General features: G+C 41.6%; 25 protein-coding genes. 12 read left to right on the plus strand and 13 right to left on the minus strand.

The window, feature by feature from the left end; genetic code table 11:
• Positions 1-129: 129 nt before the first annotated feature.
• Positions 130-753, plus strand: coding sequence for an NAD(P)H-dependent oxidoreductase (locus tag SMUL_RS06780; RefSeq protein ID WP_025344503.1), 624 nt, complete (start codon positions 130-132; stop codon positions 751-753).
• Here SMUL_RS06780 and SMUL_RS06785 read toward each other — a convergent pair.
• The 4 genes from SMUL_RS06785 to SMUL_RS06800 form a co-directional block, all read right to left on the minus strand.
• Positions 743-2,026 (minus strand): ABC1 kinase family protein, encoded by a 1,284-nt coding sequence (locus SMUL_RS06785; protein WP_235674117.1) that lies wholly within the window; start codon positions 2,024-2,026, stop codon positions 743-745. The genes SMUL_RS06780 and SMUL_RS06785 overlap by 11 nt on opposite strands.
• Positions 2,027-2,277: 251 nt before the next feature.
• On the minus strand, positions 2,278-2,541 hold the full coding sequence (locus SMUL_RS06790) for a hypothetical protein (RefSeq protein WP_025344505.1): 264 nt from the start codon (positions 2,539-2,541) through the stop codon (positions 2,278-2,280).
• A 62-nt stretch (positions 2,542-2,603) separates the two neighbouring features.
• Entirely contained in the window at positions 2,604-3,962 is a 1,359-nt protein-coding gene (locus tag SMUL_RS06795) for a cryptochrome/photolyase family protein (RefSeq protein ID WP_025344506.1), read from the minus strand.
• A gap of 2 nt (positions 3,963-3,964) precedes the next feature.
• Positions 3,965-4,912 carry a YbgA family protein gene (locus SMUL_RS06800; RefSeq protein WP_025344507.1) on the minus strand — a complete coding sequence of 316 codons (948 nt, stop codon included), beginning with the start codon at positions 4,910-4,912 and terminating at the stop codon, positions 3,965-3,967.
• 130 nt (positions 4,913-5,042) lie between these two features.
• Here SMUL_RS06800 and SMUL_RS06805 point away from each other — a divergent pair, with 130 nt between their 5' ends.
• Genes SMUL_RS06805 through SMUL_RS06815 form a run of 3 tightly spaced genes read left to right on the plus strand, consistent with a single transcriptional unit; the run spans position 5,043 to position 7,327 of the window.
• Complete coding sequence (locus SMUL_RS06805; RefSeq protein WP_025344508.1) at positions 5,043-5,621, plus strand: biosynthetic peptidoglycan transglycosylase; 579 nt, start codon at positions 5,043-5,045, stop codon at positions 5,619-5,621.
• Positions 5,608-6,267: a hypothetical protein gene (locus SMUL_RS06810; protein WP_025344509.1), complete on the plus strand. Its 660-nt coding sequence runs from the start codon at positions 5,608-5,610 to the stop codon at positions 6,265-6,267. Before SMUL_RS06805 ends, SMUL_RS06810 begins: the two co-directional genes overlap by 14 nt.
• Before the next feature lie 31 nt (positions 6,268-6,298).
• On the plus strand, positions 6,299-7,327 hold the full coding sequence (locus SMUL_RS06815; RefSeq protein WP_025344510.1) for a virulence RhuM family protein: 1,029 nt from the start codon (positions 6,299-6,301) through the stop codon (positions 7,325-7,327).
• Between the two features lie 51 nt (positions 7,328-7,378).
• Here the strand turns inward: SMUL_RS06815 and SMUL_RS06820 are convergent, their stop codons facing one another.
• The 5 genes from SMUL_RS06820 to SMUL_RS06840 all read right to left on the minus strand — a co-directional run bounded on the left by SMUL_RS06820 (position 7,379) and on the right by SMUL_RS06840 (position 12,856).
• A complete protein-coding gene (locus tag SMUL_RS06820) occupies positions 7,379-8,677 on the minus strand; it encodes a phenylacetate--CoA ligase family protein (protein ID WP_025344511.1) in 1,299 nt (432 codons plus the stop codon).
• A gap of 15 nt (positions 8,678-8,692) precedes the next feature.
• Positions 8,693-9,127, minus strand: coding sequence for a hypothetical protein (locus SMUL_RS06825; protein WP_025344512.1), 435 nt, complete (start codon positions 9,125-9,127; stop codon positions 8,693-8,695).
• The gene (locus tag SMUL_RS06830; RefSeq protein ID WP_025344513.1) at positions 9,127-10,425 is read right to left on the minus strand and encodes a phenylacetate--CoA ligase family protein; all 1,299 of its coding nucleotides are present in this window, start codon (positions 10,423-10,425) and stop codon (positions 9,127-9,129) included. Before SMUL_RS06830 ends, SMUL_RS06825 begins: the two co-directional genes overlap by 1 nt.
• Entirely contained in the window at positions 10,422-10,958 is a 537-nt protein-coding gene (locus tag SMUL_RS06835) for a 2-oxoacid:acceptor oxidoreductase family protein (RefSeq protein ID WP_025344514.1), read from the minus strand. Before SMUL_RS06835 ends, SMUL_RS06830 begins: the two co-directional genes overlap by 4 nt.
• 95 nt (positions 10,959-11,053) lie before the next feature.
• A complete protein-coding gene (locus tag SMUL_RS06840; protein ID WP_025344515.1) occupies positions 11,054-12,856 on the minus strand; it encodes a thiamine pyrophosphate-dependent enzyme in 1,803 nt (600 codons plus the stop codon).
• Positions 12,857-13,069: 213 nt separating this feature from the next.
• Here SMUL_RS06840 and SMUL_RS17235 point away from each other — a divergent pair, with 213 nt between their 5' ends.
• Positions 13,070-13,237 (plus strand): symporter small accessory protein, encoded by a 168-nt coding sequence (locus tag SMUL_RS17235; protein WP_168156747.1) that lies wholly within the window; start codon positions 13,070-13,072, stop codon positions 13,235-13,237.
• Entirely contained in the window at positions 13,237-14,877 is a 1,641-nt protein-coding gene (locus SMUL_RS06845; RefSeq protein WP_038533145.1) for a sodium:solute symporter family protein, read from the plus strand. The genes SMUL_RS17235 and SMUL_RS06845 overlap by 1 nt, the downstream gene beginning before the upstream one ends.
• Before the next feature lie 16 nt (positions 14,878-14,893).
• Here the strand turns inward: SMUL_RS06845 and SMUL_RS06850 are convergent, their stop codons facing one another.
• Genes SMUL_RS06850 through SMUL_RS06865 form a run of 4 tightly spaced genes read right to left on the minus strand, consistent with a single transcriptional unit; the run spans position 14,894 to position 17,593 of the window.
• The gene (locus SMUL_RS06850) at positions 14,894-15,151 is read right to left on the minus strand and encodes a hypothetical protein (protein WP_025344517.1); all 258 of its coding nucleotides are present in this window, start codon (positions 15,149-15,151) and stop codon (positions 14,894-14,896) included.
• The gene (fliS, locus tag SMUL_RS06855) at positions 15,138-15,515 is read right to left on the minus strand and encodes a flagellar export chaperone FliS (RefSeq protein WP_025344518.1); all 378 of its coding nucleotides are present in this window, start codon (positions 15,513-15,515) and stop codon (positions 15,138-15,140) included. The genes SMUL_RS06850 and fliS overlap by 14 nt, the downstream gene beginning before the upstream one ends.
• 17 nt (positions 15,516-15,532) lie before the next feature.
• The gene (gene fliD, locus SMUL_RS06860) at positions 15,533-17,233 is read right to left on the minus strand and encodes a flagellar filament capping protein FliD (RefSeq protein WP_025344519.1); all 1,701 of its coding nucleotides are present in this window, start codon (positions 17,231-17,233) and stop codon (positions 15,533-15,535) included.
• 3 nt (positions 17,234-17,236) lie between these two features.
• Positions 17,237-17,593, minus strand: coding sequence for a flagellar protein FlaG (locus tag SMUL_RS06865; protein ID WP_025344520.1), 357 nt, complete (start codon positions 17,591-17,593; stop codon positions 17,237-17,239).
• A gap of 118 nt (positions 17,594-17,711) precedes the next feature.
• Between SMUL_RS06865 and SMUL_RS06870 the strand changes: the two genes are divergently transcribed.
• From SMUL_RS06870 to SMUL_RS06895, 6 genes are all read left to right on the plus strand, one after another.
• On the plus strand, positions 17,712-18,077 hold the full coding sequence (locus tag SMUL_RS06870; RefSeq protein WP_025344521.1) for a hypothetical protein: 366 nt from the start codon (positions 17,712-17,714) through the stop codon (positions 18,075-18,077).
• The gene (rsmD, locus tag SMUL_RS06875) at positions 18,067-18,642 is read left to right on the plus strand and encodes a 16S rRNA (guanine(966)-N(2))-methyltransferase RsmD (protein ID WP_025344522.1); all 576 of its coding nucleotides are present in this window, start codon (positions 18,067-18,069) and stop codon (positions 18,640-18,642) included. Before SMUL_RS06870 ends, rsmD begins: the two co-directional genes overlap by 11 nt.
• Before the next feature lie 57 nt (positions 18,643-18,699).
• Positions 18,700-19,752, plus strand: a complete 1,053-nt coding sequence (locus SMUL_RS06880; protein WP_025344523.1) for a flagellar basal body P-ring protein FlgI — start codon at positions 18,700-18,702, stop codon at positions 19,750-19,752.
• Positions 19,752-20,051, plus strand: coding sequence for a rod-binding protein (locus SMUL_RS06885; RefSeq protein WP_025344524.1), 300 nt, complete (start codon positions 19,752-19,754; stop codon positions 20,049-20,051). The genes SMUL_RS06880 and SMUL_RS06885 overlap by 1 nt, the downstream gene beginning before the upstream one ends.
• A gap of 62 nt (positions 20,052-20,113) precedes the next feature.
• Positions 20,114-20,314: a flagellar biosynthesis anti-sigma factor FlgM gene (locus SMUL_RS06890; protein ID WP_025344525.1), complete on the plus strand. Its 201-nt coding sequence runs from the start codon at positions 20,114-20,116 to the stop codon at positions 20,312-20,314.
• 26 nt (positions 20,315-20,340) lie between these two features.
• The gene (locus tag SMUL_RS06895) at positions 20,341-20,769 is read left to right on the plus strand and encodes a hypothetical protein (RefSeq protein WP_025344526.1); all 429 of its coding nucleotides are present in this window, start codon (positions 20,341-20,343) and stop codon (positions 20,767-20,769) included.
• Position 20,770: the final 1 nt, after the last annotated feature.

A 20,770-nucleotide genomic window follows, 5' to 3' on the forward strand; every position in this document is an offset into this window, starting at 1 on the left:
TTTTGTACGTAATAGTGTTTTATTTCATTTTATTAAGAGATTTCTTAACAAAATGAGTTTCATATTTAGCTTAACGCAAAGCGAGTTCGAGTTGTATTATAATCCTCCAAAATTACAAGGAGATTTCCGATGGATAAAAAACAGCTTTTTTTAGAAGCAATGAACTTTCGTCACGCATGCAAGCTTTTCACTGAGAAAAAAATACCCGCAGAAGATTTGGAATTTATTTTAGAAGCAGGGCGTTTGAGTCCTAGTTCGTTTGGGGTTGAGCAGTGGAAATTTGTCGTCGTTCAAAATGAAGCGCTCAAAAAAGAGATCGAAAACGTCTCATGGAATCAAAAACAGATCTCAACGTGCAGCGATCTTCTCATCATCCTAGCGCGCAAAGATGTGCGAAGTAGCGATGCTTATACTATCAAACAGCTCAAACGTTGGGGTTTAGCTGAGAATGACTTTAAAGGATTTCTTGGTATTTACCACGGTTGGGTTGATGGCAGAGATGACCATACGATTGAGATGTGGAGCGAAAAACAGTGCTACATCGCGGCAGGAAACATGATGACGGCTGCTGCGAGCATCGGTATTGATTCATGTCCGATTGAAGGGTTTGAGTACCAAAAAGTCGATGCACTTTTGGGCATTGATACTTCTGTGTACCAAAGTGCTTTAGTGATTCCTTTTGGGTACCGTGCGGCAGAGCAAAGAGGCAAACATCGCTTGAGTTTTGACGAAGTTGTAGAGTTTAAAAAATAATTCGCGCTAATCCTAGTGTGAATAAAACCAGTGCGACCTCTTTGAGTGCGGGGTCGTACATCAGCGTAAACAGCGCGCTGAGTAGCAGTATGATTCCCAACATAAAGGGTTTTAGGTACTGTTTTAACTCTTTTTTGAGCCACTCTAACTGTGAAAGAGAGAGTTCAACCTTAAACTCGCCATCGCTGATCTGTTTAATAGACGATTTGAGATGGTGAAGTGTCAGTGGAAGTGACTTAAACTCTTTAATCAAGCTCTCCAAAATCCCCCCATCCATGCCGAGCGCTTTGGGAATATTCTCTTGCAAAATGGGCAAAATATCTTTAATGCCGTTAAAATTTTCAATGTACGTTGTCCCCAATCCTTCAATAATCGCACTTACACGTAAAATATAAATGGCTTCTTGTGGCAATTTAAACGGCAGGTCACGGGTGGAACCTAGTACATCTAAGGCAAGTTTTTGCATACTCTCAGAGCTTAGATTTTCATTGCCAAAGATCTCAAACATGCGCTCACTTAAAAGTGCCAATTCACTCACAGGCGCTTCATACGCAACGGTTCCAAGGCGCTTACTCGCACTAATGTACAGTTCATAATCTTTCTCATTAGCGGCTTTTAGAAGCTCAATAATGGCGATACGGGTCTGATTCGGGATGGATTTCACCATACCAAAATCAAGTAAAACAAGCTCTCCCTTGGGCGTAATGAGCAGATTGCCAGGGTGTGGATCAGCATGGAAATAGCCACGAAGGAGCATTTGCTCGGTGTAAAAAGAGATAAGTTTGCCAATAATCGCTCTAAAATCAATATTTTCTTTTTTCAAACGCTCTTTATCGTCAAAGCGAAAACCCTCTTCGTAACTCATGACCAGCGCATCTTCACTGCAATACTCCACAAAAGGTGTTGGAAATAAAATGCCTGAAGATGCGTACACGGAAGAGAATTTTTGAAGGTTGTGAAGCTCGGTGGTCATATTGACCTCTTGCAGAATCATCTTTGAAAACTCACCAATCACCGCTTCAATAGAATTTTTCGTGTAGTGTGAAAATAGAGGTCTAAAGAGTCGGTTGAAAAACGAGATAATCACAATATCGGCACGGACGCGTTTTTCAATGTCCAAACGCCGAATCTTCACAGCAACTTTTACGCCGTCTATCCACGCTTCATGCACTTGACCAATGGACGCAGAAGCAAGAGGAATAGAGTCAAAATGCTCAAAAGGCATGGGCGTAAACGCACGAGAGAGTACTACATTTAACTGCGCCTCAGACATGGGTGGAAGTTGGTCATGCAGTGATTTGAGTTCATCCAAATACTCCGTGCTAAAAAAATCCGCCCGAGTGGCTAGCACTTGCGCTAGCTTAATAAAACTAGCACCCAAATTGACAATAGTACGGTGTAAGTTGACAGGAGAGAGCGGTTTTAAAAAGAGAAATCGCTCCTTTTTTTTGAGCAATAAATAAACGCTCAGTAAAAAATAAAAAACATCATAAACCCTTTTGGGGTTGAAAAGACGCCAATAAACTAAGAGAGTTTTGATTTAAGCTCCTCGATGTCGCTTTTGGTAGCAAGCCCTAACTCACCCACCACCTCTTTGATCATCTCTTTGATTTTCGCTTTAACGCGCTCATCTTCATCTTTGCCTCTTTGGCTAATAGACTCGATGAAACTCTTCGCATCGCTCGTGCTGATTTTGCCTTTTTCTTCAAGCACCTTGAGCTCTTCTTCGATCTTTTCTTTCAGTACAACCATTCCGCCTAAGCTTACATGTAAAAATTCTTTTAACATAAGATACTCCTTTTGTTTTGAGTATAGTCTAACACGATTTGAGTAATGCTTAGTAAACACATTTAATGGGTGCGCGAAAACTCACTTAAAAACCGTTTTCGCGCACTTTCATGCCCAATGAGAGGCTTTGGATAGCCTGTGATGTCATGGCTCATCAAGTACGTCTCTTTGTGCAGACACGAAGCTGGAATATCGTGAAGTTGTGGCAAAAAGCGCTTGATGTAGTCAGCTTCTCGATCAAACTTTAACGACTGAGCATAAGGATTAAAGATACGAAAATAGGGCTGTGGATCGATGCCAGTGCCTGCGCACCATTGCCAAGAAAGGATGTTTGCCGACGCGTCATAATCCAAAAGATATTTCGCAAAAAATGCCTCTCCTTTTTGCCATGGCAACATTAAATGCTTCGTAAAAAATGACCCCACCACCATGCGAGCACGGTTGTGCATCAACCCTGTTGTCAGCAGTTCAGTAACCGCCGCATCGATGAGTGGATAGCCCGTTTGCGCCGATATAAATCGTGTATAGGCATCTTCATCATTGGAAATGGGAGGAGCGTATTTGTAATTTTCCCATGCGAGTTTGGGGAAATGAAAGAGCAAATAAGCATAAAATTCACGAAAAATTAGCTGTCTAAAAAAGGGCTCTGTTGCGTGTCCTTGTTGTTTGAGATACACTAAAAAGCGTACGACTTCACGAATCGAAATCGTTCCAAACCGCAGATGAACGCTCAAATGTGACGTAGCATCTTCGTCTAAAAAATCACGTTTTTCTGCATACGCATCCACTTTACATGTAAAGATTTCGAGCGCCTTTTCGGGACTTAAAATGTTTACATGTAAAGACGCAAACCCTATGCTTTCTAGCTTTACATGTAAAGCTGTTTTTACGCCATCTTGAATGCACCAAAGCGCGTTGCAGTCAAAGTTTACAAGGCTTTGTTCGGCTTTATTGTATTCTAATGCGTAAAATTTTGTGTAAAGCGCTTGACAAGCACGATAATAGGGGGTGAAAACAAGGTAAGGTGAGCCGTCTTTTTTAAGGACTTCGTTTGGCTCAAAAAGGTAGCAATCATTAAGAGAGTGAAAGCTTAGCATCTCAGCGATTTTAGCATCACGCTCTTTGGCATAGCTGTCATAATCCACACTGGCATAAACCTCACTAACCCCTAATGTTTTGAGGCAGGTAAAAACTTCCAAAGGCGTTCCGTAAAAGAGCGCAAGGTCAAGCCCCAGTGCTTTAAGATCGGTTTTGAGTTTAAGCACCTGCTCAAAAATAAAAGAGACTCTTTTGTCATTCTTCTCAAGAGCATTTAAAATGTTCGTATCGAAAATAAAAATGGGTAAAACCTCACCCTCTATCGCTAAAAGCATCGAGTCATGAACACGCAGATCGCGTCTAAACCAGAGGACTTTTTTCATGCTTATGTGCCTTCTTGTATCATAGAACGAAGTGAGAGGTCTTTAGGGTAGGGGTTCAAAAACTTCTGTCCCAAAAGGTAGGTTGTGTTGTACTTTTTAGCCAAAAACTCGATGGTGCTCATCACCGCAATAAGCGGAATGATCTCATCGCGAAACTCTTCGATTTGCATGTGTAATTCTGCTTTTTCACTGCTGGTCAGCTCTTTTTTGAAAAAGCCAACCATGTGTTGAAGCACATTCACCGTTTTACCAATCGAGTCTTTGTACGCAATCGTTTTTTTAAACAGCGCAAGGTACATTTGTGTAATCTCTTGCAAACTATTTTTTTCATGATTGGCAACGATTTTGCCCAAAAGGCGGTAGTTTCCTTCGTGTTTGCTTTGCAGTAAAAACTTATACGCTGTATGAAAACTCACAAGCTCTTGCATCGTTTGGATGTTCTTTTGAAGTTGCACGGCATCTTCGTAAGCAAAGAGCTGCATCACAAAGTTTTCTCTCAGCCAAGGGTCAATCAAACGCGCCTCTTCCTCAATGGGGAAATCCACAAAGTGTTCTTTACATGTAAGCGCAAAAAGCCCATCTTTTTTCCCTTCACTCATCGCACCGTTGTAATACTTGGTACTCCCAAGCCCACAACTCGGTGACTTTGACTTTAAGATGATGCCGCAAATCTCTTCGTTTTGAATCTTATGCAGTTCATGCTCCACCGCCTCATTCATCGCCTCTGTGACATCGTTTTTGGAAAAGACGGTGATGACCTTTTTGCGCTCATTTTCAAGCACAATCCGTATGGTCTCACGCGGCGTTCCAAACGCCAAATGCTCAGGACAAAAAGGCACAAACGAAGCGTATTTGCCAAGCTTGTCGGTGATAAAACGATCGCGTTGACCTGTTTTATCATAACGAATAGGCTCACCGAGTAAACAGGCAGAAACGGCGATTTTGAGCATGAAAGTCCTTTGAAAAGCTTCTGTCTATTATAGCTTGTACTTTTGATAAAAGGCTTATTGGGAATGTGTTAAACTATGCGAATTTATCCAATGTAGGATTTTAATTGAGTGAGAAAGAGATCATGAAAATATGAGTTTGCATAATAAATGGGAAAATCTACTTGACAAAATTAATAAATCTAAAGAGAATATATGTATTGTTCCTGAAAATAGCGAATTATTACGATTACTAATTGCGGGGGAAGACCATCGATTTAAATTTCATAGTGGAGTAGATGTTATTGCATTATTGAGAGCTTCTTGGAAAACACTAATCTTAAATAAAAGAGAAGGTGGTTCAACTATCGCTATGCAACTTGTTCGAGTAGTAACTGGTAAGTATGATAAAACATTGCATCGAAAATTGGAAGAAATATTTTTAGCATATAAACTGACTAAACATATTTCCAAACAAGAAATTTTGTCTTTATACTTATCTATTGCATATTTTGGATGGAATATGCATGGACTTAAGCAAGCATGTAAATCATTGAAATTAAATTTAAATAATTTAACATTGGAAGAATCTGCTGGTTTAATTGCTCGTTTAAAGTATCCTGAACCAAAAAATATTTCCAAAAATAGAAATATTCAAATTGAACATAGAGCTAAATATATATTAAAACGATACGATACACTTAATATCAAGGATAGATATGATTCCATTTAAAGTACCATCGATATTTCAAGATTTTTCTGAACAATATCCAGAAGCACATAAGATTCAAGCTATTGTAAAAAATGGAGGCAATACGGCGAGAAATTCAATAGCTAGATTATGGCTTTCAGAAGGTATTCCATATGCATTTAAAGAATCCCCTATATTATATGATGAAATTCGTTCATGGCTTTCTGTAAAATTAGATGTTGATCCAAAAGAAATAAGCATGACAGGAAGTGGTCGTATTGGGCAATCTCTCGCACCTTCAAAACTTGGAACAAATTTTAATGAAAAGTCAGATTTAGATCTTTTTATTATTTCGGAAAATTTACTTGAAAGATTGAGACAAGATTTTAATGCTTGGTCTTTTAATTTTGAATCTGCTCGTATTCAACCAAGAAATGAAAGAGAAGAAGGATTTTGGAAAGATAATTTATTAAGAGGACACTCTTATTTTTCTAAAGGATTTTTTGATGCAAAATTAATCCCAAATCATAAAGATTATCCATGTGCTTCAACTATAGCAAATACGATGTGGATGTTAAAAGCTAAGTTAGATGTAACTCCAAATGCACCAAAAGTTTCAGAGGCTAGTGTTCGTTGTTATAAAACATGGGCAGATTTTGTGAGACAAGTATCACTCAATCTTGCATAAATTAATAGAGAAAAATAGGGCAGGCAATAAAATGACCAACACCACACCAACCTCCAATATCCTTATTTACCAAAGCGAAGATGGCAAAACAAAGATAGAAACAAGGCTTGAAAATGAGACGGTTTGGCTCAACATTGAGCAAATGGCGGAGCTATTTCAAAGAGATAGAACAGTTATATCCAAACACATCAAAAATATTTTTCAAGAGGGAGAACTTGATGAGACAGTGGTATGTGCACATTGTGCACATACCACTAAGCATGGTGCGATAGAAAACAAAACACAGATTTCTTATACAAAATATTTTAATCTTGATGTCATTATCTCCGTAGGCTATCGTGTGAAGTCGTTGCAAGGTACGAAGTTTCGCCAATGGGCAACGGCGAGGCTCAAAGAGTACATCGTCAAAGGCTTTACGATGAATGATGAGCTCCTCAAGCTTGCAGGTGGTGGAAACTACTTTGAAGAGCTTTTAGCGCGCATCCGCGATATACGAAGCAGTGAGAAGATTTTTTGGCGCAAGGTGCTTGATATTTATGCTACGAGCATAGACTATGACCCAAAAGCTGAGCAAAGCATCCTCTTTTTTCAAACGGTACAAAATAAAATGCACTGGGCAGTTCACGGCAATACGGCGGCTGAACTTGTCTATGAAAGGGCAGATAGCACCAAGCCACATATGGGGCTTACTCATTTCAAAGGCACACATCCAACAAGGCAAGAAATCAGTGTCGCCAAGAATTATCTTAACGAAGATGAACTCAACCTTTTAAACCGTATGGTAACGGCTTACATCGAACTTGCCGAAATCCAAGCGATGGGTAAAAGCCCCATGTACATGAGCGATTGGATAGAAAGGTTAAATGATTTTTTGAAAATGACAGGTAAAGATATACTTAAGAATGCAGGAAAAATCAGTCACGACAAAGCCATTCAAAAAGCATGCGATGAATATGAAAAATATAAAGAAAAAACCAACAATGAACTTTCACGCGTTGAAAAAGACTTTATAGAATATATTGATACGACGGTGAAGATGCTTAAAAAAGCCAAGTCATAATGCACTAAAAACGTTTTACATGTAAAGCCAAAGGACTTTACATGTAAACGATTATTTCGCTCGTTTATCCACCACGCGTGTAGCTTTTCCCTCGCTTCTTTGAAGCGATTTGGGTGCGACGAGTTTGACTTCGACGTTGATGTAGAGATTGTTTAAAAGGGCGTGTTGAAGCTCTTTTTTGAGGTTCCCGAGGTAGCTCACATCATCGCTGATTAAGTGCTCGTCGAGTTCTACATCGATCTCGAGTTTATCGAGGTAGCCTTTTTTATCGGCGATGATTTGGTAGTTGAGCGTGATGCCTTCTTGTTTGGAGAGGACGTGTTCGATTTGCGATGGGAAGACGTTGACGCCGTTGATGAGAAGCATATCGTCACTGCGTCCTACGATGCTCTCGATTCTGCCGATGGTTCTGCCACAACGACACGGAATGCGTGTTAAGGACGTAATGTCGCCCGTTCGGTAGCGAATGATCGGCAAGCCTTGTTTGGTCAGCGTTGTGATGACCAGCTCACCGCGTGTGCCCTCAGGCAAGACTTCGCCCGTTTTGGGGTCGATGATTTCAGGGTAGAAGTGATCTTCGTGAATGTGCAGTAGGTTTGAGTGCTTGCAGTTACACGCGACACCCGGTCCGATGATCTCAGATAGACCGTAAATCTCGTGGTAATCAATGCCCCAAATATGGGCGATCTCATTTTTAAGCCCTTCACTGGTTGGCTCCGCTCCGAAAAATCCTACTCTAAGTTTGAAATCTTTTTGGATGTCATAACCCTCAGCCTTTGCCACTTCTGCCATGTGTAAAGCAAACGAAGGTGTGGCAGTCAGAACCGTTGCGCCAAAGTCTTTTAGAAGTAAAAGTTGACGAGAGGTAAAGCCTGTGGAGCTTGGAATGACGGCGATTTTCATGCGTTCTGCGGCGTTATGAAAGCCAAGACCGCCTGTGAAAAGTCCGTATCCGTGGGAGTTTTGCATGATGTCTTGGCACGTGACACCACCCATCGTAAAAGCGCGTCCCATCACTTCCGCCCAGATGTCCATATCGTGCTCTGTGTAGCCTACAACGGTGGGTTTGCCTGTGGTTCCACTGGAGCTGTGAATACGCACGATTTGATCCATATCGACCGAGAACATGCCAAAAGGGTAGTTGTCGCGTAGGTCGTGTTTTTTGGTAAAAGGAAGTTTGGCGATGTCATCAAGGGTTTTAATGTCTTGCGGCAAAACGCCATGTTCATCAAACTTTTTTTTGTAAAACGGCACGAGATGATAGACGCGAAGCAAGGTCTCTTTGAGGTGTTTGAGCTGCCACGCTTGAAGTTCGTCTTTACACAAACTTTCGTTTTTACTGAATGTCATTGCACTGTCTCACTTTTACATGTAAAAATGTTTGGCTTGAACAATCTCAATATTTTGAGCTTGAAGTGCGGCAATCGCGTCGTCAAATCGCTCTTTATCGACACTGAAAATAAAAATGCCTGTGCTTGCTTCGTAAAAACTGTAGGTATAGAGAATGTTAATGCCTGCACGTGAAAGCGCGCTGACGGCTTTGTCAAAACTTCCCACGACATCTTCGATTTTTACACCAAAGACGTCGGTGAAACGCACGCTAAAGCCTTCATCTTCAAGTACGGCTTTGGCTTTTTCAGGATTGTCCACGATGGTGCGAACCAAACCAAAATCGGTCGAATCCGCGAGTAAAATCGACTTGATCGAGATGCCATTTTTGGAAAGCACGTTGGTCAGCACCGAGAGTTCGCCTGCCTTATTTTCTAGAAAAATCGTTAATTGTTTAATGTTGCATTTCATTACAGACTCCTTTTGTCGATGACGCGGACGGCTTTGCCGACACTGCGCTCTATAGTTCGAGGCTCAACGAGTTTGATCTCGGCGTTAATGTAGAGGTTATTGAGCAGTTCATGTTGGATTTTCTTTTTCAAGGCTTCGAGTTGTCCGATGCTATCCAGTGGCATATCTTCGGTGACTTCAACCATGATTTCCAGTTTATCGAGGTAGCCTTTTTTATCGGCGATGATTTGGTAATTGAGTGTGATGCCTTCGATGTTGGAGAGCACGTGCTCGACTTGCGATGGGAAGACATTGACACCGTTGACGATCAGCATATCATCGACACGTCCCATTACGCTTTTCATGCGCACATGCGTTCTGCCGCACTTGCACGGCGTGCGATCCAAAGAGGTGATGTCACCCGTTCGGTAGCGAATGATCGGAAAGGCTTGTTTGGTAAGGCTGGTGATAACCAATTCACCTTTTTCGCCGTACGGCAGGACTTCCAAGGTTTTAGGGTCGATGATCTCAGGGTAGAAATGATCTTCAAAAACGTGCAGGTCTTTGCTTTCAAAACAGTTAGAGGAAACGCCCGGTCCGATGATCTCGGAGAGCCCATAAATCTCGCAGTAGTGAATGCCCCAAACGCGTGCAACTTCTTCTTTGAGCCCCAAACTGGTCGGTTCGGCTCCAAAGATGCCGCATTTGAGTTTGAAATCTTTTTGGATGTCGTATCCTTCTGCCACCGCGGCTTCTGCCATATGCAAAGCGAAGGAGGGTGTAGAGGTCAATACGGTTGCTTCAAAGTCTTTCATCAGCATCAGTTGGCGTGAGGTAAAACCTCCACTGCTTGGTACAACGGTCGCACCGACGGTTTCAGCGCCGTAGTGAAGCCCAAGACCGCCTGTGAAAAGCCCGTAGCCATACGCATTGTGCGAGGTGTCTTCACTCGTGACGCCTGCCATTGTAAAGACGCGTGCCATCACTTCATTCCATGTATCCAAATCGGCTTTGGTGTACCCGACAACGGTGGGTTTGCCCGTCGTTCCGCTACTGCTGTGAATGCGCACGACCGCATCTTTTTTGACCGCGAAAAGCCCAAAAGGGTAGTTGTCTCGGAGGTCTTGTTTTTTGGTGAACGGCAATTTTGCAATGTCATCAATGGAGGTAATATCAGCAGGCGTGATGCCAAGTTCTTCAAACTCTTTTTGGTAAAAAGGCACATGCGCATAGACGCGCGCAACGGTGTCTTGAAGCCTTACGGTTTGAAGTTCGGTCAGTTTATGGCGTGGAAAAGTCTCCTCTTTTGACCAGATCATTTCACAGCCTTTGCGTCGTTCATGCCCTGATGAAGCACAGCGATATTTTTCTCTGCCACTTTCGCGTTCATCGCAGTGATCGCCTCTTCGATCTCTTTACATGTAAAGGGAAAATGCGTATCTAAAGCGAGCGTAACACCGAGCATGTAGACGTTAAGAGCATCGATGGGAAATTCTTTGGCTTTCGCTTTTTTAAATGCGTCGATGCTGTGGGTTTCAAAGTCGACTTTGGGGAAATTTTTCGGCGCATTCATGACAATGACACCTCTGTCTTTGCTCAAATATTGGATGTTGCGAAGCGCTTCATTGCCCTCAAGTGCGATGAGCAGATCGGCTTGTCCCTCGTCAATCGCAGGGGCATAAAAGTCGCCGATTTTGACGTAACACGAAACCGAACCGCCACGTTGGCTCATACCGTGATTTTCCGTTCCTAAACATTTTTGATTGGCAAGCGCTGAGGCAATGCTGAGCACTTTGACCAAAAAGACCGCACCTTGTCCGCCGATACCTGCGATCACGATTTGATACTTCATCTTGCTACTACTCCATTTTTAATACGATGCGAAAGCAAAGCTCCCGCATCTACGTTAGCCACTGTGGCACTAAAGCTTGCCCTATCGGGCAGAAATTATTTTTTCACAAACGCATCGGTTGGGCAGATGACATCAAGGCATGAGCCACAACCCGCACATAAAAACGGATCGATCTCCATTTTGCCAGCATCGTTATAGTGCATTGGAGGGCATTTGTAGTTGGTGATACACGAATCACAGGCGACACATTTGTCTTCATCGACTTCGACCACGACATTTCCAAGGCGACCAACGGCATTCTCTTTATCGAGCACACAAAATTCGCGCACGACGGCAACAACGGGAGCTGTGGCGGTTTTATATGCCTCTTGGAGCGATTTCATAAAGTCAACGGTTTTGTTCAAATCTTGCTCGTAAACGTATTCGTGACATGCAACACCACAGCCTTCGATGATACGTTTGATGTCGATTTGGTTCGGATTCGTACGCTCAGGCGTGGTTTGGCGACCCGTCATCGCGGTGGTGGAGTTATCTAAAATGATCAGCACAAATTTATGGTTTTGATACACGGCGTTAATGAGTGGTGCAACACCTGAGTGCATAAACGTACTATCACCAATCGTCGCCACAACGGTTTTATCGGGATCGGAGATGCTAAAACCACTTGCCATCGAGATGCTGGCACCCATACACAAAATGGTATCAATCGCGGCTTGATTGAGTCCAAGCGTATAGCAGCCAATGTCTGACGTGTAGATGGACTTTTTCTTTTTAAAGGTTTTAGTGATGGCATAATGCACATCGCGGTGCGGACAGCCTGGGCACATATTGGGTGGGCGTTTGGGGAGTTCTTTATTGTATTTTTCACTTTGGTACGCATGGTTTGGTTCAATCACACCTGCTTTGGCAAAGGCTGAGAGCACTTTGTCTTTGGAAAATTCATCGATGAGATGCACGTGTTTGGTCAGTTTGCCGTAGAGTTTTGGAGAGCTTAACTGCTCTTCGATACAGGGAAAACTCTCTTCAAAGACGATCACTTTGTCATACTTCACAAAAAGCGCTTCGAGGTTTTCTTTGGGAAGTGGGTAGGGCATATCGAGTTTTAAAATGTCTGCGTCGATGCCAAGCTCACTGACCGCTTCTTTGACATAGCCATCGCCCGTTCCACTCGTGAGGCACAGCACGCGTGAGCCTTTTAAGAGGTGTGTTTTAGGCTCGATAAGATGTTCCCAGTTCCACAGCTTGATCGCTTCCAATCGGTCGATCTGCTCTAAGCCTTGGCGAAATCTTCCCGCAGGTGGCACAGCACCCCAACGAGGAATATTGCGCTCAAAATTACCTTGATTTGCCTTTACATATAAACTATCATCGACCTCGCAAATCTCTCTGGCATGGCTGACGCGCATGACAGGGCGAAGCATGACAATCGATTCAAATTGATGGGAGAATTCAATGCCCAGTTTGACCATGTCGTACGCTTCTTGCGGCGTTGAAGGATCAAGCACAGGAATACGCGCGAATTTGGCGAAACTGCGGCTGTCTTGCTCCGTTTGAGAGGAGTAAAACCCCGGATCATCACAGGAGATGAGCAGCATCGCACCTTTAAGCCCGATGTACGAGGCGCTCATCAACGGATCACTTGCCACATTAAGCCCCACTTGCTTCATCGTCGCACACGTTCGTTTGCCTGAAATGGCACCTGCGTAAGCGACTTCAAAGCCCACTTTTTCATTGGTCGCCCACTGCGCGTAGGCTTCTAATTTAAATTTATCGCGAAATTTTTGAAAATTCCCCAAAATCTCACTCGAAGGTGTACCTGGATAGCCTGAGAGCATATCCACACCCGAATGAATCAGCCCCAAGGCAATCGCTTCATTCCCCATCAAAATCTGTTTCATATCGTTGTGCTCCATCGCTTCTGCATTGTAATTTAAAGGGTATTGAAACTAAGATTATAAATTACTTATCTAAGATACTTTGGCAAAATCCTTACATGTAAAGTGAGCAAATTTGAAACTAAATGATTTTTTTAGGATGAATTAAGAATAAAACTAACGTTTCGTTAAACTGTTTTATATTACTTTGAGAAACATTTAAAAGGAGACGTGGGCATGGGAACATTTGATTTGGGCGTTGGATCGGCATTTTGGTTGATGAATGCGAGTGCACTTTTATGCGTGGTTTACGGTGTGATTAACTGGAATAAAGACAAAGAGGAGAAGGTCTTAAACACGAAATCTTGGGAAAAAGATGAAGCGCGAATTAATAAGGATTTATGATGAATATGCTTGAAAACATCATCATCATTATTTACCTTGCGGTATTGGGCTATCTCGGTTTTGTGGGCTATAAACAGACAAAAAGCTCCGCAGATTACCTCATCGCAGGTGGCAATACTCATCCGTTTGTGATGGCACTGAGCTATGGCGCTACCTTTATCTCCACAGCGGCGATTGTTGGATTTGGCGGTGTGGCGGCGTGGCTTGGAAATTCGCTTCTTTGGCTTACATTTTGTAACATCTTCATCGGTGTCTTTATCGCCTTTGTCTTTTTGGGCAATCCTACCCGCAAAATGGGCATTCGCCTTAATGCACACACCTTTCCTGAATTACTAGGACGACGTTTTAATTCTAAGTTTATTCAAATTTTTGGTGGTGTTTTGATCGCATTTTTTATGCCATTGTATGCTTCGGCCGTTTTGATTGGTGGTACGGAGTTCATTGTGGCGTATTTTAAAGTGGATTATCATATGGCGCTTTTAGTCTTTTCAATCATCATCACAGGTTATGTTTTAGCCGGTGGATTAAAAGGGGTGATGCTAACCGATGCCTTGCAAGGTGTCATCATGTTTGTGGCGATGATGATTCTTTTGGTGATGGTTTTTGATGCTGTGGGTGGCGTTGATGCAGGATTTTCGAAACTGGAAACAGTCTGGAATGAAACGGTAGCATCGCTTGGAAATGCTAACCTCAAAGATCTTAAAGCAGGAAGCCCTGATTTTATGATGAAACTCTCTATGAATTGGGGATTTCAAGGTTGGAATAAGATGCCTATTTTCCTCTCAGAGGGATGGCTATTTGTGATCACGACCATTACGATGGGCGTTGGCATTGGTGTTTTAGCCCAACCTCAACTGGTGGTGCGTTTTATGACGGTTAAGAGTAAAAATGAGCTCAACCGTGCCGTTTTGATCGGCGGTGTTTTTATTATTGCGATGACAGGAATTGTTTTTATCGTGGGTTCGCTTTCAAATGTTTGGTATTATGAGTTTAATGAAGGCAAAAATGCGCTTCAAAGTGCAGGTGGTGTGAGCAAAGTGATTCCGCATTTCATCAATGCTGCGATGCCAAAATGGTTTTCATTTATCTTTTTGTTTGCGTTGATTTCTGCGGCTATGAGTACACTCTCAAGCCAATTTCATGCAATGGGGACGGCGATTGGTCGCGATGTCTTTGAGCAGCTTGCTGGAAAACACACATCCAATTCACTGCTGATCACCCGCACGGGCATTGTTGTCATGATCGTGATCTCTGTCTCATTGGCGTATCTGTTTGATAAGCAACCCGCGATCATTGCACGAAGTACTGCAATATTTTTTGCTCTGTGTGCGAGCATCTTTTTACCGACCTATTTTGGTGGGCTTTTTTGGAAGCGTATGACACAAAAAGGAGCGATTGCGTCAATGGTCGTGGGCACAGTTATTACAACATTTTGGCTTTTGTTTGTTCATTTTCAAGAAGCAAAAGAGTTGGGTCTGTGCAAAATGATTTTTGGGGTGAATTCGCTTTTAAGTGGAAAGATCATTTTTGTCGATGCGATGATAGTCGCATTGCCACTCTCCGCTTTAACCGCTGTAGTTGTTTCCTTACTGACAAAGCCAGAAAGTTCAACGCTACTGAAAAAATGTTTTGAGGATTGAAAAGAGGAGGGTAGATTTACCCTCTGTACTCTCGCTTAGGGGAAGATCCTAAATTTGCAGACATTAAAAAAGCACGTGTTTTTTTATTTTTTTCCATAGAATCACGTGTTTTTACCTGTTCTTCTTTCATAATTTTGAGTGCTTCTTGAATTAAAGATTGGGCTTGCTTAGCCTCTTGAATATCGGTGATGACGGGCATTTCTTGAATAAGTTTGCCCATCTTTTCTGGATTTTTTTCAATGATAGCAATGGTGAACGCTTTATTCCAACTCATTTTCAGTCTCATCCTTCCACGCTTCTAAAAGTCCGCGCGCAACGTTAATGACTTCATCAAGTTTTGCCGTATCGTTTTTTAAATTAGCTTCGGAGAGCAATTTAAGTTGGTAACTGTAAAGACCCCGTAGGTAGTACGCCACTTGTCCTCCATCGTAATTGAGTGAGTGAATCAGCTCTGCAAAAATAGCAGAAGTGCGATTGATCCAGTAGGTTCTTTTTTCAATATTTTTATCCTCAATTGCTTTTTTAGCCTGAGATGCAAAACGTAAAATTCCCTCATAAAGCATTTTAATCAACTTTTCAGGCGATTCTATAGCAATATTGTTTTGTGAATAGGTTGAATAGGCTAAATTGGTGTACATACGAAAATCCTTTAAAATTAATTGTTACTTTCTTCCTCAATAAGCATTGAAAGTGAGTTAAATGCTGTGGTCATGGAACTAATAATACTGTCATACGCAGCAAACTTTGTTGCCATAATTTCATATTTTGTATCTAAAGAGGTAACGGTTTTTTCTCTGTTTTCGGTTAATGTTTCCTCTTGCGTATCAAGGTATTCGGCATAGATTGCAAGAATGCCTGTACTGTCGTCAGAATAATTTTCTATCATTTCATTAAAATCGGTAAAAAACCCATTTTGGACGGTACTGTGACCGTAAATCGTTGCTGCTTTTAGTCCAAGGGTAGAGAGCACGCTGGATTCACCTGTAATGGTAATATCTTCTCCTGTTGTACTTTTTAAGATGATATTGCCATCAGATCCTACAGCTGCTGTAACACCCTCCACACCTGCTTTGTTAATTGCTTGTTGCAATGCCAAAGCATTTTCTTCCGCGGTTGAGCCCGCATCCGTGGTAAAGCGAATACTGGTTTCGTTGATATACAGACCCTTATATGTAATATCCAAAGCGCCTGAAGCAACACTACTGCCTGTGTAGGTGGTTGTATCATGCGTTGTTGAACCCATAAAAAAGTCTTGCACATCGGTTGCATCGTCTTCAACCTTTTCATCAAACGTATCTTCATCAAACGAAAGAGTACTATTTTCAAAGGTAAGACCGTAATCGATAAGGCTACGTCCATCACCATCAATGGATAAGATAGATCGTTTCATATCGGAAAGAAATCCAGTCAGTTGGCTAACCCCTTGAAAGACACCTGCCGTCTCTTCTTCATGATTATAACTGGTTGCTGAATCAAGATTGGAAAGAAGGCTATTAAATGCTGTGACAAAAGAGTTAATTTGTGTTTTGATATCTGTCCAATCTTGCTCAATGGAAACGGAAGTTATATCTCCCGTATCCTGAACTTCGTTGAGGGTAATTGTTGCACCTGTAACGAGGTCATCGATGGTATTGGAGGAGCGGGTGATGCTAATGCCATTATAGGTAAACTCTGCATCCTTGGCTGTTTGAATATGGTTGTCGGTGTCATCCCAGCCTAAGCTACTAAGAATATTGGTTGAAGCGGGATCGCTCTCATAATTAGCGGATGTAAGGGTCATGGCATAATCTGCACCGGTGTTATCTGATTTTAAAATAAGTTTATACGGTGTAGTTCCACCTGTGTTTAAAATAGATGCAGTAATGCTGCCATCAAACTTATCATTGATCATACTGGCAAGGTCACTCAATGTTGTGGAAGAAGAGACAGCTAAAGCGTATGACGTGCCATTTACTTCAATCGTTAACGTATCCGATGCTGTGGTAACAGCACTCGTTTCAGAGCTAAAGCCGGTACTTTGATAAATATCTTGTTGTGCGAGTTGATCTACATGTAATGTAAAATCTTGAACGTTGGTACCACCATCGACTGCTACTGTTACAGCATCATTCGAAACGGTTGTTGTTCGTTGCAAATAATAGGTATCATCCGATAAAGCATCTGCGGATGTTGCGAGTGCTGACGCGAGTGTTGTCAGCGTTTCTAAATCGGTTTGTTGTGTTGCATTGGTTTCTAATTTTGCATCAATTGGGTCTAACTGTCCCTCTTCATCAACGGCACGCAAACTATCAATAAGATCGTAACTTAAAACACTATCACTTCCCAGTCCAAGTGAACTCAAAGAAGATGTTGCCATGGCTTATCCTTTTTTATCAAATATCATTCCCACAATTTCTTTCATTTTAGCAGAAAGTTGCATTGCTTCCTCCGTTGGGATTTTACGGATGGTTTCTCCGGAGCTTTTCTCCATAACATTAACATACATAAGATTGATTTCATCGTTAAAACCAAAAGAGATATTGGTATCTAAAAGCTCCATTTGTGCATTAAGCTCTTTAACCGTTTGGCTCAGTGTTTTCGCTGTTTCATCAAATGTCTCTTGGTTCTGCGTTTCTATTTTATTCGATTCTTCAACGGGTCGGGTCTGTGCTACAGTTGATACCGTAGGAGTGGTTGTCGTTTCTACTTGCTTACTTGTTGTGCTAAAAATGTCCATAATTGCCCCCCTTGTTTTTCTTTTAAACAAGATCGACACATCTTTTTTTTTGTTTAATTGACCCAGTGAATTAAGATTGAGTGTGTTACTATTTCATGATTACAAGAAGAGGAATAAGATGAAAATAGCGTTAGTGTGTCAATCGTTGCTGTTAAGTCGTGCACTCAAGAGTTTTTTAGGCGAGAGCGTTGTGGCTTATAAACAGTGCGACTTTGTGATTAGCGATAAAAAAATTGAACTGGATAAACCTATTTTTTACATCTCTTCCCATGAGGGTAATTTGATGATTCCTTTTTCCAAATCTTCACTTCTACTAGAATTAGATAAATTTTTTCAACACCTTCTTTTACTCCAAGGCATAGTAGAGGATGAAGGGGTGGTCGCTTCTAAAAGCACCCATCTTCTTGAAGAAAAGATCACCGCACTGACTGAAAAATTTAGGGCAGAACTGATTCAGACGATCCGAGGCTATTATGGCAATTAAGTCCCTTTCTTCAACCATTAGTGCAGGTAAATACAAAGGAAAAAAGATTCTTCTTCCCTCTTTGGAGAGCACACGAAGCACCAAAGCCATTTTAAAAGGCTCACTTTTTGACAGTCTTCAATACGACATCATTGATGAGCTTTTTGTTGAAGTGTTTGGCGGCAGTGGTTCGATGGGGCTTGAAGCACTCAGTCGTGGCGCTAAACACGCCTATTTTATAGAAAAAGATAGAGCAGCGTTTCAAACACTGAAAAGTAACTGTAAAGCAATCGATGAAGAACACACAACGCCTCTTGAAGGTGATAGTTTTATCCTTTTCCCGACACTGCTAGGAAAGCTTACATGTAAAGCTTATTTCTATTTTGATCCTCCTTTTTCCATTCGTGAGGGGATGGAAGATGTGTATGAAAAAGTGATGGGTTTAATCGCCTCAATTCCCACGGATAAGGCACATTGGATCGTGATTGAACATATGAGCACCCTTGTTCTTCCAGAAGCCATTGGTTCATATACGTTAACAAAGCGTAAAAAATTTGGAAAGAGTTCGCTCTCCTTTTACATGTAAGAACATGGAACATTAATTGCTTCAAATTGGCAAGAACGCTAAATTTAAAGGGAATTGATGAAGATTGTTACACTCTCTTTCGTACTGATTTCAGCACTCAGCACACTGTATGCTCAGAGACTTGGTGATATTGCCAATGTCATTGGTGTGAGGGAAAACCAACTCATCGGTTATGGTCTTGTCGTTGGACTTAACGGCACGGGAGATGGTTCATCGTCTGAATTTACACTACGATCACTCTCGAATCTTTTGCAAACAGTTAACGTTAAAATTGACCCTGCAGATATTAAATCTAAAAATATCGCCGCCGTTGTGGTGACTGCCAAACTTCCAGCCTTTGCCAGGCAGGGTGACCAAGTTGATGTCTCAGTCTCTTCCATTGGGGATGCGAAGTCTTTACAAGGTGGAAATTTGCTGTTAACACCGCTCAAAGGTGTGGATGGAAAAATTTACTCTTTAGCGCAAGGCTCACTCAGCATTGGCGGTATGAACGGTAAAGAAAAAGGGCAATTCAATCACCCCGCGTCCGCGAACATCTTTAATGGTGCTTTGGTCGAGCGCGAAATTGAAAATAATCTCCATGACCAAGAATTTGTAGATCTCTCTTTAAAAGAAGCCAATTTCAATACAGCCGTATCCGTACAAAATGAACTTAACGGCAAATTTGGTCGAAAAATTGCCGTCGCAACCGATTCAAGAACCATTCGTTTGATGAAACCCGAAGGGCACTCGACCGTTGAGTTTCTAGCGAAAACATTAGATGTCGATGTTTACTACGAAAAAGAAGAAAAAATTGTTATTGATGAGCGTACGGGGACAATTGTCGCAGGTGTTAATGTTAGGGTTGATCCTGTTGTGGTCACCCATGGAGACATTACGATCAAGATTGAAGCCGAAGATGTATTAGCGGATGATCGAAATATAGATATTGGTGGTAATGTTAAGATCGCTGGAGCGGAAAATCGCATTAAAATCAAACAAGAGAGTATGACGGTTGCCAACATTGCACGTGCACTCAATAAATTGGGAGCTAAGCCTAAAGATATTATCTCCATTTTAGAAAATATCAAGCGTGCAGGCGCCATTACCGCTCCATTGGAGATCATCTAATGCAAACTGATAGCAGTATTGCTCTTTTAAATGCAAATTATAATACGACACCAACACCCGTAGACAATACAGAGCAAAATGATGCATTGCTAAAAGAGCAAACCGATAAATTTGAAGCATTTTTCTTAAAACAGATCCTTGATATTGCGCTTAGCAGTGACGAAGAGGGTGGGCTTTATGAGAAAGATGCGGGTGATAAAATTTATAAATCGATGTATAACGATACGATGAGTAATGCTTTAAGTGGTAATTTGGGTTTAAGCGAAATGTTATTTAGCTATTTAAAAGAGGGTCGTTAAAGTTTTATCATTTTAGACGATATAGTTGCAAGCGATATTAATTTAACTGTAAAGGTTCTAAAATGATTTCAACGGTTCAATCGTCCAATGTGGCGTACGTACAACAAAACAGTCTTAAAGAGGATGCCTCAAAAGGTGTCTCAAAAACAGAAAAAAGTGAAGGGGTAGACAAAGTCTCCGCGCTTAAAGCTGGAATCGAAAACGGAACGTATAAATTCGATCTAGCAAAAACTGCTCAAGCAGTCGCGGAAGAGTTGCTCTAAATCCTTACATGTAAAAGGATCATACGATGTTAACACACTATTTGCAAAATGCAATTAAAGATATTGATAGCCTTATAGAGCAGACTGAAAAAGATATTGTTGCTATCAAAGCTGCACAGCACGGAGATGTCGCTGAACGATCGAAAATTAAAGAAGATCTTATTCACTCTTTTGAGACTAAAAAGTCTCTTTTGGACAATGAACTTTCCAAAATGCTTAAAGAGAGCGGTAAAAAATCACTGGAAGAGTTATTAAACGCTACTCAAAAAGAGCTTTTAGCTCAAATGAAAACAAAGCTTACAGAACTCAAAGTCTGCAATAAACAGTATGCAAAATATGTGGTTTCCATCAGTCAATTTTACAATGTGTTACTCGATAATATCTTTCCAAGAGAGATGGATGGCTATAAAACAGCCAATCATAAGCCAGCTTCGTTACTCAAAATTGAGGCATAAT

Origin of the sequence: Sulfurospirillum multivorans DSM 12446 (genome assembly GCF_000568815.1) — a bacterium.
GTDB classification, from domain to species: Bacteria; Campylobacterota; Campylobacteria; order Campylobacterales; family Sulfurospirillaceae; genus Sulfurospirillum; species Sulfurospirillum multivorans.